We start from the raw sequence: 13,395 nt of genomic DNA, 5'->3' as shown, positions 1-13,395 counted from the left end.
ACCATGCCTCCGGTCATGGAAGAGCGCCCCCTCGACGTGGAACCAGCATTGGGATGCCCACCGCACGAACGCTCACTGCAATGCAAACAGAAACCCTTCTCAGGGCTGCCCATGTTCTGGTAGACGGAAATCAACCCTGCACCCGACGCCCCGGAGGAACGTTTCCTCTCCGGGGCGTCGCCCATTTCGGCACCTGTGGAAAAGCTCGGGGCGGGATGGGGGGAATCGGTGGGGAGGAGAAGCACGGATGATGAGAATGATGGAGCGCCGAGGCCAGCGGCCTCAGAGGATCGAGCCTCCCATCGTCGCCGGACGCGTGCCGCCGCACGACCTCGACGCCGAAGCAGCGGTGCTCTCCGCCATCCTGCTGCACCGCGACGCGCTCGATCGGGTGCTCGAGATCCTGAAAGCGGACCATTTCTACAGCGAGGCGAACAGCCGCGTCTACGAGGCCGCGCAGGAGCTCGCGGCCGCCGGCACGCCCATCGACATCGTCTCGGTCGCGTCGTGGCTGCGCGACCGGGAGCGCCTCGCCCAGGTGGGCGGCGCGGCGTACCTCGCCCAGCTGGCGGACGCGACGCCCGCGGTCGCGCACGTCGCGGCGCACGCGCGGGTCGTCTACGAGAAATGGCGCGTGCGGCAGCTCATCGCCACGTGCCAGCGCGTCGCGGCCGAGGGGTACGGCGACGTCGGGGTGGTGCAGGAGTACATCGACGGCGCGGAGCAGGCGGTCTACCAGCTCGCCCGCACGCCCCAGGGGACGGCGACCCAGCCGATCGCCCAGGTGCTCAAGGCCGCGTTCGAGCAGATCACCGCCGCCGCCGAGCGCGGCGACCGGATCACCGGCATCTCGACAGGGTACGAGAAGCTCGACGCCAAGACGGCAGGCCTGCACGACGGTGACCTCTCGATCATCGCCGCCCGCCCCGGCATGGGCAAGACGTCGTTCGTCCTGAACCTCGCCGTGAACGTGGCGTCGCCGCGCACCGTGAGCTCCCCGGGGCCCGACCAGTCGGGGCACGGCGTCGAGCGGCACGATCCCGGCTTCGGCGCCGCCGTCTTCTCGCTCGAGATGCCCCGCGAGCAGCTCGCGACACGTATGGTCTGCAGCGAGGGCCGCGTCGACGTCGGCAAGCTCCGCCAGGGCTTCCTGCAGCCCGACGACTGGCGCCGCCTGACGGAGGCCGCCTCGTTCCTGTCCACCCTGCCCATCTGGATCGACGACACGCCGGCCATCTCCCTCCTCGAGCTGCGCGCCAAGGTGCGGCGCATCCAGGCCGAGTACGATCGGCCGCCCAGCGACGGCAGCTCGGGGCGGCGCATCGGGCTCATCGTCATCGACTACCTGCAGCTCATGAAGGGGCGGGACGGCGTGAGCAGCCGCGAGCAGGAGATCAGCGAGATCTCCCGCGGTCTCAAGCAGCTCGCGAAGGAGCTCAAGGTGGCGGTCATCGCGCTCTCCCAGCTGAACCGCGCCGTCGAGACGCGGACCACCAAGGACAAGCGCCCTCAGCTGTCGGATCTCCGCGAGTCGGGCGCGATCGAGCAGGACGCCGACAACATCATCTTCATTTACCGCGACGAGTACTACAACCCGGAGACGACCAACCACAAAGGCATCGCCGAGCTCATCGTCGCCAAGCAGCGCAACGGGCCGACGGGCAAGGTGCTCACGCGGTTCACCTCCTCGTGCACCCGGTTCGACAACCTCGCGCCGGGCGACTACCCGGAGATGGTGGACGACGAGTAGGCTGCGACGCACGACATGTCCGCCTGGTACGTCCCTGCCCTCCTCGCCGCGCTCTGCATGGCCGGTCACTACCTGATGCTGCGCGCGGCGGCAGGCCGGGTCGGAGACGCCCTTGGCGCGCTGTGCCTCGAGGGCACCGCGGCCGTCGGGATCCTCGTCTTCCTCCTCCTCCGCCCTGGCACGGAGACGCCTCCGTCGGCCCAGGGGGTGCTCTGGGCCTGCGCCGCGGGCCTGTGCATCAGCGGCGTCGCGACGCTCACCTTCATGGCGCTCCGCATCGGCGGTCCGGTGACCGCGACGGGACCGATCGTGTTCGCCGGCGGCATCGCGATCGCCGCGCTCTTCGCGCCGCTGCTCTTCGGAGAGGTGTTCACCGCGCGCCGCGCGCTCGGCGTCGGCCTGGGGCTCGCCGCCCTCTTCGTCCTCGCCACCGAGCGCTCCTGACCCAAGCCGCGCCGCGGCCGCGCATCGGAGTCGGAAGAGGACCGATGACCCGCTCGCCCGAGAGCCACCGCACCCCCAGGAGCCCCGCGCGCGCGGGGCGCGCCGCGCGCCACGCCCTCCGCTCGGCGAGCCTCTGCGCGCTCGCGCTCGCCTCCGCGACCTGCGCGCCGCCCGTGCAGGGCGGCAGCGTCGTCGTGTCCTCCGGCGCCGTCGAGCGCCTCGGGATGCTCTGCCGGTGGGGCCGCGGCGGCGCGGAGCAGGGCGATCTCTGCCCGAGGGACGGCGGCGCCGCGCAGCCGGCGCGCGTCCGGCGGATCACGGGGCCCGCGGACGCGCTCTCCGGTCCGCTCGCGGCGGGGCGGCCCGGCGACTACGTGCTCGAGAACGACGCGATCGCCGTGGTCGTCGATCAGCTCGGCCCCGGGGCCGGCCTCGCCGAGAGCGGCGGCAACCTCATCGACGCGGCGGACGCGCGGGCGCGCCGCGACGAGCTCGGGCAGATCGTCACGCGGCTCGGCGCGCCGCCGCGGCAGGTGATCTACCGCGACATCACCACGGGCGGCGGCGAGGACGGCGCCGCCTGGATCGAGGCGCGCGGCGAGGTGCGCGGGCGCGATCTCGCCGGCGGCGCGCTCTCCGTCACCACCCGCTACACGCTCCGGCCGGGCGACCGGGCGGTCATGATCGCGACGTCGCTCCAGAACGACGGCGACCGCCCGGTCGAGGCGCTCGACCTGGGCGACGTCGTCCACTGGGGCGCGGCGGAGCACGTCGCGCCCGGCATGGCGCCGGGGCTCCGCGGCGAGCTCGAGGCGCCGTACCTGGCCGGCGTCGGGACCGGCGTCGCGTACGCGCTCGCCCCGGTGGACGGCGCGAAAGTCCGCGCGCGGAGCGGCGAAGGCTTCAGCGACGTGACGTTCGCTCGGCAGGCCGCGCTGCCGCCCGGCGGGCGCGCCGCGTACCAGCGGATCCTCGCGGTCGCGCCGCGCGGCGACTCGCTCGCCGTCGAGACGGAGCTCTTCTTTCTGGGCGGCGGCGCGCCCGGCGGCGTCGCGCTCGCGCTCGTGGACGGGCGCGGCGCGCCGCTCCCGCCCCTGGCCGGCAAGGTGACGCTGACGCCGATCGCCGAGGACGGCGCCGCGCCGCCCGCCGCCGCGCTCGATCTGTGGTTGCGAACCGGCGACAGCGCGCCGCTCGCCGCCGAGGCGCCGCCCGGCCTCTACCTCGTCGGCTTCGAAGGGAGCGGCCGCCGGGCGCTGGGGAGCGCGCGGATCCGGATCCGCGCAGGCGAGATGGCCCCTGCGCGGCTCACGCTCTCCGGCGCCGGCCGGCTCTACCTCGGGGTGCGCGAGGGCGGCGCCTCGGCGCCCGCCGCGGCCCCCGATCCCCTCGATCCGCTCGCGCCGGCGAAGGTCAGCCTCTTCGACGCGGCGACCGGCAAGGCGCTCTCGCCGCCCCGGCTCGCGCTCATGGGCGAGCTCGATGTCTCCCTGCCTCCCGGGCGAGTCCGCGTCGTCGCGTCGCGCGGGCCCGAGTACGCGCTCACCGAGGCGACGGTCGACGTCACGGACGGCGGTACGTCGCGGCTCGATCTCACGCTGGAGCGGGTGGTCGACACGTCGGGCTACATCGCCTGCGACCTCCGGCAGCACACGGCGCGGAGCGCCGACGCGGGCGTCTCCTCGGCCCTGCGGCTCCTCTGGAGCGCGGCGGAAGGCGTGGAGTGCGCGGTGGCGAGCGAGCACAACCTCGCCTCGGATCTCCGGCCGGACGTCGCGGCCCTGCGGCTCGAGACGAGGCTGCGCATGCTCCCGGGCGTGGAGCTCACGGGCGGCCGGAGCGGCGCCGGGCTCGGGAGCCTCAGCCTGTTCCCGCTCGGCAGCGAGGCGGCCGCGCCCCGCGAGGGCGCGCTGAGCTGGGTCGACGAGACCGCGAGCGAGATCCTCCGCGAGGTGCGCGCGCTGCCCGGCGAGCGCGTCGTCCAGGTGAGCCGGCAGCACGGCGGCGGCTCACCGCTGCATGGATCCGGAGCGCCGCAGGTCGCGCCCGATCAGGGCCCGAGCCAGCTCGCGCAGATCGTCGGAGACGGCGCCGGCGTCGATGCCGTCGAGGTCTGGACCGGGCGCGACGCGGCCGCGCGGGACCGCGCGCTCGAGGAGCTCTGGGCGTTGCTCCGCGCGTCCCACCCGGTCACGCCGACGGCGACCAGCGACAGCCACGGGCTGCACGGCGCGGAGGCGGGTTACCCGCGCACGTACGTCGCCGTGGCCGACGATGATCCGGGCCGGCTCGACGTGGCCGATCTCGTCGCGGGCCTGCGGCGCCGGCGCGACGTGGTGATCACGAACGGGCCGTTCGTGACGATGCGCCTCGGCGACACCCGCCAGGGCGGCGTCGCCTCGCCGCGGCGCGGGTCCCGCGGCGGGCCGCTCTCGCTCTCGATCCGCGTCGAGCGTGCCCCGTGGGTCGACGCGCGCGAGCTCCACGTGCTCGTCGGCGGCGTCGCGATCGGCGCGCCGATTCCGCTGGAAGGCGCGCGCACCACGCCCGCGGGCGCGCTCCTCGACGAGATCGCGATCCCCGTCGTCCTCGGAGCCGGCGGCGGGCGACGAGCGCCGCGGCCCGACGCCCGCGCCGGCGCAGCGCGCGGCGACCGCGGGCCCGGGCAGAGCGCGCACGGCGCGATCTCCGTCGCCGAGGACACCTTCGTCGTCGCGATCGTCCGGGGGCGGCGCTCGCTCGAGCCGGTGCTCGCGGGGGACCCGGGCGAGATCACGCCGTTCGCGATGACGGCGCCGCTCTGGATCGACGCCGACGGCGACGGCCGCTCCCTCGGCCGCGCGACAGGCCCTTGAGCGCGGCGAGCTCGGTGACGCGCCAGGCACAGCAGCGCAACCCCGCATGAAGCGGGCAGCACGCGTTGCCGCAAGCTGGCCGGCGCCTGGCCCGGCTGTGCCGCATTACGTGTAGCGGTCCAGCTTTGCTTCCAAATCGTCCTTGGCGCGCGAAAGAAGCGAGCAAAGAGGATTCCAACGCAAAGACGCCAAGAGCTCAAAGACGCAAGGATGTACGAAGTTTGTTTTTTTGCGGCTTTGCGACTTTGCGTTGAAATCTCTCTCCGGATCCCTCGCCGGACTCCTGGTGGGTGGAACCAGTACACCCAGAGGACCGGCGGCTGGAACTCCAAGGCGACGCGAGCTGCCCACCCTTCCGATACGAGCGCACCGACGGCGCCAATGGATCTGTACGATTGATACGGCGCCCCTGGTGCGTGCACGTCGAGAAAGGACCTGTGCCAAAGGTCACGACCAGCGCCGGCGCTCGTTTGCGAGGCCGCGAACAGGTCACGACCTATCGCGGAGGATCTTTTCGGCCCCGGAGGCCGGTCCCGATCTGAAGAAATGGATCTTTTCATACAAGTGGCCAGGTCGCGACCAGGCCATCGGCTCACGAGGAGCCTCCGCGCCAGGTCCCGACCTCGCCGCCGGCTCGCGAGGAGCCTCCGCGCCAGGTCCCGACCTCGCCGCCGGCTCGCGAGGAGCCTCCGCACCAGGTCGCGACCTCGCCATCGGCTCACGAGGAGCCTCCGCGCCAGATCGCGACCTCGCCGTCGGCTCACGAGAGGAGCCTCTGCCCCAGATCGCGACCTCGCGGGGGGGCATCCAAACGAGCGGCCGGAGGGGATCGCTTTTCGTTTGCCTCCCGCGCGCCCGGGCAACATGGACCGCGGCGCATGCGAACCGAGCGGCTCGCCGCTGACGCGGCATCCATCGCACGGGCCGCCGAGATCCTCCGCCGCGGAGGGCTCGTCGCCTTCCCCACGGAGACCGTGTACGGCCTCGGCGCGCGCGCCGACGACGCGCGCGCGGCGCGCGGCATCTTCGAGGCGAAGGGGAGGCCGCCCGGCAACCCGCTGATCGTCCACGTCCCCGATGTCGCCTCTGCCCGCGCCCTCGCGGACGGCTGGCCGCCGGACGCGGAGCGGCTCGCGCACGCCATGTGGCCAGGACCCCTCACCCTGATCGTCGCGCGCCGAGCCGACCGCGTCGCCGACGTGGTCGCCGCCGGCGGGCCGACGGTCGCGATCCGCATCCCCGTCCACCCGGTCGCGCGCGCCCTGCTCGACGCGGTCGGGCTGCCGATCGCCGCGCCGAGCGCCAACCGCTCGACCGAGATCTCGCCGACCACGGCCGAGCACGTCGAGAAGAGCCTCGGCGGGCGCATCGACGCGATCCTCGACGGCGGGCCGACCGCCGTCGGCATCGAGTCCACCATCGTCGACGTCACGCGCTCGCCGGCGCGGGTGCTCCGCCCGGGGCACGTCACGGCCGAGGCGATCGCCGCCCTCGTGCCGCTCCAGGCGGCCGCCGCGCTGATCACCGCCCCGGCCGAGCGCGCCCCGTCCCCGGGGACCCACGCGCGCCACTACGCCCCCCGCGCGCAGGTCGCGCTGGTCCCCGCGCAGGCCGTCCGCGGCGAGCTCGATCGCGCCGCGCAGGCCGGGGCGCGCGCCGGCGCCATCGAGCACGGCAGCCGCACCGCGACCGGACCGCACGCCGAGCTCCTCCCGGGAGATCCCGCTGGCTACGCCGCGACGCTCTACGCCGCGCTGCACCGGCTCGAGGACGCCGGCTGCGACGTGATCGTCATCGCCGCCGTCCCCGAGGATCCCGCGTGGGACGCCGTGCGGGACAGGCTGACGCGCGCCTCCGCGCCCCCCTGAGCACGCGCCACGCGCCCATCGGTCACCAACGTGGTCGTGGTCGTGGTCGTGGTCGTGGTCGTGGTCGTGGTCGTCAACGATAGGCCGTGGTCGTGGTCGTCAACGATAGGCCGTGAACGACCACGACCACGACCACGACCACGACCACGTAAACGTTCGGATGTAGGAGAACGCGGCGCGAAGCTTTAACGCCCAGGGAGCCACCCCCCGCAGGTGGGTTTTCATCCCCCGAGCTAGCGGTTTGTGGCAAATCAGGGTCGCCCGCCCGCTGGGTGAGCTACCTTCCTCGCCCGACTCTCACCCCTCGTCGATCCCATGCCGGCAACGTCCCGCGCCGCCGTCCACAGCCTCGCGACAGCCCTCGGCCTCGCTGCGCTGCTCGTTGCCGCCCCCCAGCGCGCCAGCGCCAGCCTGCTCGACGAGCCGCCGAAGCGCGCGAGCTTCAACCTGAACGAGACGGTCGCGCCGGAGCTGCCGCTCCTCCGCGCCTTCCACAACGCCGCCGTCGAGCGGCCCGGACCGTTCCGGCTCTACCTGAGCAGCGCCTACGGGAAATGGCGGGAGCAGCCGTGGTGGCAGCTCGCCTGGGGCGGCGCGCGGCCGGACGCCGCGGACGCGCTCGGCGAGCACGCGCTCGCCTCCCCTGCCCTCGGCTCCACGGCGTTCGCGAGCGCCGGCTCTCCCTTCATCCCCTTCGAGCTACCCGGCCCCCTCCGGCTCGATCCGGCCGCTCCGGCGTGGTTCCGCCAGCTCGATCCGATCCTCGGCCCGCCGGTGCTCGCGACCACGGGGCCGAGCCTCTCCTCGAACGGCTTCGATCTGCTCTGGGATCTGCCGAAGAAGCAACCGCTCGACTGGCGCTGCCGCAGGGGCCCGGTCCAGTTCGCCCGGTACGGCGGCCAGCACGACGCCTTCGAGCTGGTGCGCTGCGACGGATCCGTCGCGCCCGGCGCGCTGGATCGCCTGTCGATCATGGCCCGTCCGCCCGACGCGCCGGACCCGGGCGCAGAGCTCCCCGATGAGCCCGACGCCGACACCTGGCAGCGGGCGCTCGAGTGGGTGCCCCAGGTCCGCCTCGTCCACCCGCGCCTGCTCTGGCTGCTCCAGCAGATCGCCGACGCCTTCCCGCGCCGCGGGATCCACATCTTCAGCGGGTACAGGCCGCGCGCGCCGACGACGCGCGACGCGCCGGCCGCGCGCAGGCCGGCGTCCGGCACGCACCACAGCCAGCACGCCGAGGGGCGCGCCATGGACATCCACGTGATGGGCGTCCCGAACACCGCGCTATTTCAGTTCTGTCGCACGCTCGACGACGTGGGCTGCGGCTTCTACCCGAACAGCAAGTTCGTCCATGTCGACGTGCGCCGCCCCGGCGCCGGGCGCGTCTTCTGGATCGACATCTCCGCCCCCGGCGAGCCGTCGGAATACGTCGACTCCTGGCCCGGCGTCGTCGAGAGCGGCGGGCTCTCCTGGGGAGGCGCGCAGGGAACGCGCTCCGGCGGGGCCGTGCCTCGCTGACGTCGCCTCCCCGCGGTCGCCCTCGCACCTCACACCTCGACCCGCGCGACCGGCCGCTCCGCTGCGCGCTCCCGTTCCGGATGATGGAGCGCGCCTCGGGGCGCGGTGACTTGCCTCCCCGCGATCGGTGTTAAGCTTGGCTTCTTCCCCCTGGGCGCGCGACGCGAGACGGGGGCGGAGCTCGGCGAGCCGAGATCTGTCCCTGCACCTCCGGCGGCAAAGGCCGCCCCGCGGTCGCCCTGGAGAAAAAGGGTGCGAAATGGGCGAGTTGCGGACAGGGATGGTTGAGAAGATCGCGGCGATGCAGGACTTCGCGCTCTACCGCGATCTCGCGTGGGAGGGCACGTTCGAAGAGTACCTCCAGATCGTGCGCCAGAACCCGCAGGTGACGCGCAACGCGTTCCAGCGGGCGTACGACATGATCATCCGCTACGGCATCGAGGAATACACCGACAACAAGAAGAAGCTCATCCGGTACAACTTCTTCAAGGACGAGATGCACGGCGGCGCCGACGCCGTGTACGGGCTCGACATCCCGCTGATGCGGCTCGTCCACGTGCTCCGGGCCGCCTCGGAGGGGTACGGCCCGGAGAAGCGCGTCATCCTGCTGCACGGCCCGGTCGGCTCGTCGAAGTCGACGATCGCCCGGCTCCTCAAGAAGGGCATCGAGCACTACTCGACGACCCCCGACGGCGCGCTCTACACGTTCGACTGGGTGAACCTCGACGACGTCGGCATGGCCGGGACGGAGAGCGCCCGCTTCAAGTGCCCGATGCACGAGGAGCCGCTGCGCCTCGTCCCGCCGGCGTGGCGCGACCGCGCGTTCCGCGAGCTCGGCCTCTCGAGCGCGCAGCACCACGTCCGCACCGAGGGCGACCTCGACCCCGCGTGCCGCTTCATCTTCAACCGCCTGATGGACAAGTACGGCGGCGACTGGTCGAAGGTGATGCAGCACGTGCGCGTGCGCCGCCTCGTGCTCAGCGAGAAGGACCGCGTCGGCATCGGCACGTTCCAGCCGAAGGACGAGAAGAACCAGGACTCGACCGAGCTCACGGGCGACATCAACTACCGCAAGATCGCGGAGTACGGCTCGGACTCGGACCCGCGCGCCTTCAACTTCGACGGCGAGTTCAACATCGCGAACCGCGGCATCGTCGAGTTCATCGAGGTGCTGAAGCTCGACGTCGCGTTCCTCTACGACCTGCTCGGCGCGTCGCAGGAGCACAAGATCAAGCCGAAGAAGTTCGCCCAGACGGACGTCGACGAGGTCATCATCGGCCACACCAACGAGGCCGAGTACAAGAAGCTCCTGAACAACGAGTTCATGGAGGCCCTCCGCGACCGCACGATCAAGATCGATATCCCGTACATCACGAAGGTGTCGGAGGAGATCCGGATCTACGAGAAGGACTTCAACAAGGAGAAGATCCGCGGCAAGCACATCGCCCCTCACACGCTCGAGGTCGCCGCGATGTGGGCCGCGCTCACCCGGCTCGAGGACCCGAAGAAGCACAACCTGTCGCTCGTCCAGAAGATGAAGCTCTACGACGGCAAGGTCCTGCCCGGCTACACGCAGGACACCGTGAAGGAGCTCCGCAAGGAGGCGTCGCGCGAGGGCATGGAGGGCATCAGCCCCCGCTACGTGCAGGACAAGATCTCGAACGCGCTCGTCAACGACCTCGGCGAGGGGACGATCAACCCCTTCATGGTCATGAGCGAGCTCGAGAAGGGCCTCCGGCACCACTCGCTCATCACGAACGACGAGCAGCGCAAGCGCTTCACCGAGTGCATCGGGATGGTGAAGCGCGAGTACGAGGAGATCGTCAAGAACGAGGTGCAGCGGGCGATCAGCGCCGACGAGGACGCGATCCAGAAGCTCGCCGCGAACTACATCGACTCGATCAAGGCCTACACCCTGAAGGAGAAGGTGAAGGACCGCTTCACCCGCGAGGACGTCGAGCCCGACGAGCGGCTGATGCGCTCGATCGAGGAGAAGATCGACATCCCCGAGAACCGCAAGGACGACTTCCGCCGCGAGATCATGAACTACATCGGCGCGCTCGCGGTCGACGGCAAGAAGTTCGAGTGGCACACGAACGACCGGCTGCGCCGCGCCCTCGAGCTCAAGCTGTTCGAGGATCAGAAGGACGCGATCAAGCTCCAGACCCTCGTGTCGAGCGTCATCGACAAGGAGACGCAGGAGAAGATCGACATCATCAAGACCCGGATGATCAAGTACTTCGGGTACAACGAGGTCTCGGCGCGCGACGTGCTCGACTACGTGGCCAGCATCTACGCGCGCGGCGACACGAAGTGACCCTTCGCGGGGGCGCGGCGCGCGAGGCGCCGCGCCGCCTGCCCCCCATCAGTCACCAACGTGAACGTGAACGTTTACGTGGTCGTGGTCGTGGTCGTGGTCGTCAACGGTTGGCCGTGAACGACCACGACCACGACCACGACAACGTAAACGACCACGACCACGACTGCGTAAACGTTCGGATGTAGGAGAACGCGGCGGGGAGGCTTGGCTAGCGCCTACGAACCGCGCGCGAGGCTCAGCCTTCGCGCCTGAGCCTCGCGAGCTCGCGCTCCAGAGAGGCCACCGTCCGCTTGAGGTCGCGGACCTCCTCGACGGTCGCAAGGCCCATCGCCTTGGCGAACGTCTCCTTCTGCTCCGCGGTGAACGAGGAGACCCGGCCGGGCACGCTCATCGCCGTCATGAACAGCCGCATGAACCGCTCGTCCTGCATCAACTTCGCCACGTTCGGGTTCGCGGCGAGCTTCATGCCCTCGGTGACCAGTCTGTCCTTCAACGCCATCCGGGCAGCGTAGCCGACTTTCGCGCGGGCGCGTCAGCCCACCTCGACCAGCACCGCCGTGATGTTGTCCCGCCCCCCGCGCCGATTCGCGAGGTCGATGAAGAGGTCGACCGCCACGTCGCCGCCCTTCGAGGCGATGCTCGCGACCTCCTCCTCGGCGTGGAGATACCCGTGCAGCCCGTCGGAGCAGAGCAGGTATCGATCGCCCTCCTCCACGGCGACGATCGAGGTGTCGACCTCGACGTAGTCCCGGTTGCCGACCGCGCGCGTGATCACGTTGCGGTGAGGCGAGCTCTTGGCCTCGTCGACGGAGATGAGGCCGTTCTTGATCTGCCACGCGATCAGCGTGTGATCCTCGGTCATCTGCACCGCGGTCCCGTTGCGGACCTGGTAGATGCGGCTGTCGCCCACCTGGCCGGTCACGAGCGCGCCGCCGACGATGAGCGCCGCGCTGATCGTCGTGCCCATGCCGCTCTTGTCGCGATCGAGCTCGGCGATCGCGAAGACCATGTACGTCGCCGCCTGGATCGCGCCCTCGAGGATGCGCAGCACGGCGCGCGCCTTGGGCTGCGTCAGCGGCTCGTTCGGATCGCCGATGGCAGGAAGGCCCCGCTTCACCATGCCGTAGATCGTCTCGACCGCCTCGGCGCTCGCGACCTCGCCGGCCGCGTGCCCGCCCATGCCGTCCGCGACGATGTAGAGACGGAGCTCATCGTCCCGGAAGAACGCATCCTCATTGGCGCGCCGGTGGCGCCCGACATCGGTGCGGCCAAATGATTGGATCCTCATCGAGCTTGCCCGGTCCTTCGCTCGCCGTCCCGTGAGGAAATCCCCGAGGCGCCGGCGCGACTGTCGCACGATAAACTTCTTCAGCGTGGCCTGTCGAGTGGTCGGAGGCTCGGTTAGGATGGGCGAGCCAGCCATGGCACGAAGCTTCTCCGCGACCTGTGGGCCGGATGGCCTTCTCCAGCACCTGGCCGATCTGCGCAGCGCAGTCCCGTCGCCGTCGGGCGGCGTCGTCTTCGTCTCCGGACAGCTCGCCCAGCGCGCCTCGGGCGTCGCCGAGCTCGTCCGTAGCGCCTGGCGCGGCGTCCCGGCCTGCGTCGTGCCGGCCGCGGGCGTGCTCAGCGAGCGCGGCGAGATCGAGGGGGACACCGGCGCGAGCGGCGTGCTGTGGTCCGGCGGGCAGGTCACGCCCTTCGCGCTGCCCGAGCGGGCCGAGGAGCCGAGCCGCCTCCTGGGGGAGGCGCTCACCCGCGCCGTCGGCCAGCGCTCCGCGACGGCCATCCTCTTCGCCAGGCCCGGGGCGTTCGCGCCCGAGCGGATCGAGGCGCCCGCCCTGTCCGCGCCGAGCGCTTGCCTGTTCGGCGCCGGGACGGCCTCCGGCTCCGCCATCGGCGTGACGGCGCAGGGCGAGCTCATCGAGGGCCCGGCGACGGGCCTCGCCATCACCGGGTTCGCGCCGCCGCTCGTCGACGCCTCGACCGCCGCCAGGCTGCTCTCCGGCTTCCACCGCATCGACGACGCGAGCGGAGGCGTCGTGCTGCGCGCCGGCGGGCGGCCGGCGCTCGACCTGCTCTCCGCCGCGACCGCCACGCTCGGCGAGCCGCCAAGCGCGCAGCAGCTCATCCTCGCCGCGCTGGCCGACCCGCAGCTCGATCCGCCGGGCGCGCCGGGCGCCGACCGCGGCGACGCCGCCGAGGCGGCAGCGCCACGTTACGTGCTGCGGCCGGTCCGCGGCATCGATCCCTCGCGGCGGGGGCTCCTGCTGGGCGACGAGGCGAGGCCCGGCGCGCGCCTCGCGTTCGCGGTCCGCGACGCCGCCGTCGGCCGCGCCGGGCTCGAGGGGATCGCCCGGCAGGTGTCCCGGAGCGCGCTCGGGTCGGCCCCCCGCTTCGCGCTCTACCTGACCTGCGCCGGGCGCGGCCAGGGCCTGTACGGGACACCCGACGTCGAGGCGCGCATCCTGCGCCAGCGCTTCGCCGACCTCCCGATCGCCGGCATGCACTCGAGCTTCGAGATCGCTCCCTGGGCCCGGGGCCAGGCGAGGCTCGCCCTCTACACCGGCGTGCTCGCGCTCTTCCGCGCGCCGAGCTGAGCGCTTTTCTACACCGGCGTGCTCGCGCTCTTCCGCGCGCCGA

At 72.0% G+C, this 13,395-nt stretch carries 9 protein-coding genes; 7 read left to right on the top strand and 2 right to left on the bottom strand.

Annotated elements, in window-relative coordinates; translation table 11 throughout:
- Nucleotides 1-247: 247 nt before the first annotated feature.
- The 6 genes from dnaB (at nucleotide 248) to POL72_RS49515 (ending at nucleotide 10,752) form a co-directional block, all read left to right on the top strand.
- Nucleotides 248-1,750 carry a replicative DNA helicase gene (gene dnaB / locus POL72_RS49540; RefSeq protein WP_272104367.1) on the top strand — a complete coding sequence of 501 codons (1,503 nt, stop codon included), beginning with the start codon at nucleotides 248-250 and terminating at the stop codon, nucleotides 1,748-1,750.
- A gap of 15 nt (nucleotides 1,751-1,765) precedes the next feature.
- The gene (locus POL72_RS49535; RefSeq protein ID WP_272104365.1) at nucleotides 1,766-2,194 is read left to right on the top strand and encodes a DMT family transporter; all 429 of its coding nucleotides are present in this window, start codon (nucleotides 1,766-1,768) and stop codon (nucleotides 2,192-2,194) included.
- A 44-nt stretch (nucleotides 2,195-2,238) separates the two neighbouring features.
- Complete coding sequence (locus POL72_RS49530; protein WP_272104364.1) at nucleotides 2,239-5,049, top strand: CehA/McbA family metallohydrolase; 2,811 nt, start codon at nucleotides 2,239-2,241, stop codon at nucleotides 5,047-5,049.
- An 878-nt stretch (nucleotides 5,050-5,927) separates the two neighbouring features.
- Complete coding sequence (locus POL72_RS49525) at nucleotides 5,928-6,917, top strand: L-threonylcarbamoyladenylate synthase (protein ID WP_272104363.1); 990 nt, start codon at nucleotides 5,928-5,930, stop codon at nucleotides 6,915-6,917.
- A gap of 315 nt (nucleotides 6,918-7,232) precedes the next feature.
- Nucleotides 7,233-8,435 (top strand): YcbK family protein, encoded by a 1,203-nt coding sequence (locus POL72_RS49520; RefSeq protein WP_272104361.1) that lies wholly within the window; start codon nucleotides 7,233-7,235, stop codon nucleotides 8,433-8,435.
- 280 nt (nucleotides 8,436-8,715) lie between these two features.
- Nucleotides 8,716-10,752, top strand: coding sequence for a PrkA family serine protein kinase (locus tag POL72_RS49515; protein ID WP_276598213.1), 2,037 nt, complete (start codon nucleotides 8,716-8,718; stop codon nucleotides 10,750-10,752).
- 238 nt (nucleotides 10,753-10,990) lie between these two features.
- On the opposite strand, the gene POL72_RS49510 is transcribed toward POL72_RS49515, so the two are convergent.
- Together POL72_RS49510 and POL72_RS49505 are read right to left on the bottom strand one after the other, a co-directional pair.
- On the bottom strand, nucleotides 10,991-11,254 hold the full coding sequence (locus tag POL72_RS49510) for a hypothetical protein (protein WP_272104359.1): 264 nt from the start codon (nucleotides 11,252-11,254) through the stop codon (nucleotides 10,991-10,993).
- 33 nt (nucleotides 11,255-11,287) lie between these two features.
- Complete coding sequence (locus POL72_RS49505) at nucleotides 11,288-12,043, bottom strand: PP2C family protein-serine/threonine phosphatase (RefSeq protein WP_272104357.1); 756 nt, start codon at nucleotides 12,041-12,043, stop codon at nucleotides 11,288-11,290.
- A gap of 133 nt (nucleotides 12,044-12,176) precedes the next feature.
- Between POL72_RS49505 and POL72_RS49500 the strand changes: the two genes are divergently transcribed.
- Entirely contained in the window at nucleotides 12,177-13,352 is a 1,176-nt protein-coding gene (locus tag POL72_RS49500; protein WP_272104356.1) for an FIST signal transduction protein, read from the top strand.
- Nucleotides 13,353-13,395: the final 43 nt, after the last annotated feature.

Origin of the sequence: Sorangium aterium, assembly GCF_028368935.1 — a bacterium.
GTDB classification, from domain to species: domain Bacteria; phylum Myxococcota_A; class Polyangia; order Polyangiales; family Polyangiaceae; genus Sorangium; species Sorangium atrum.
The sequence above is the reverse complement of the archived record's forward strand: the minus strand, read 5'-3'. Positions and strand labels throughout refer to the sequence as shown.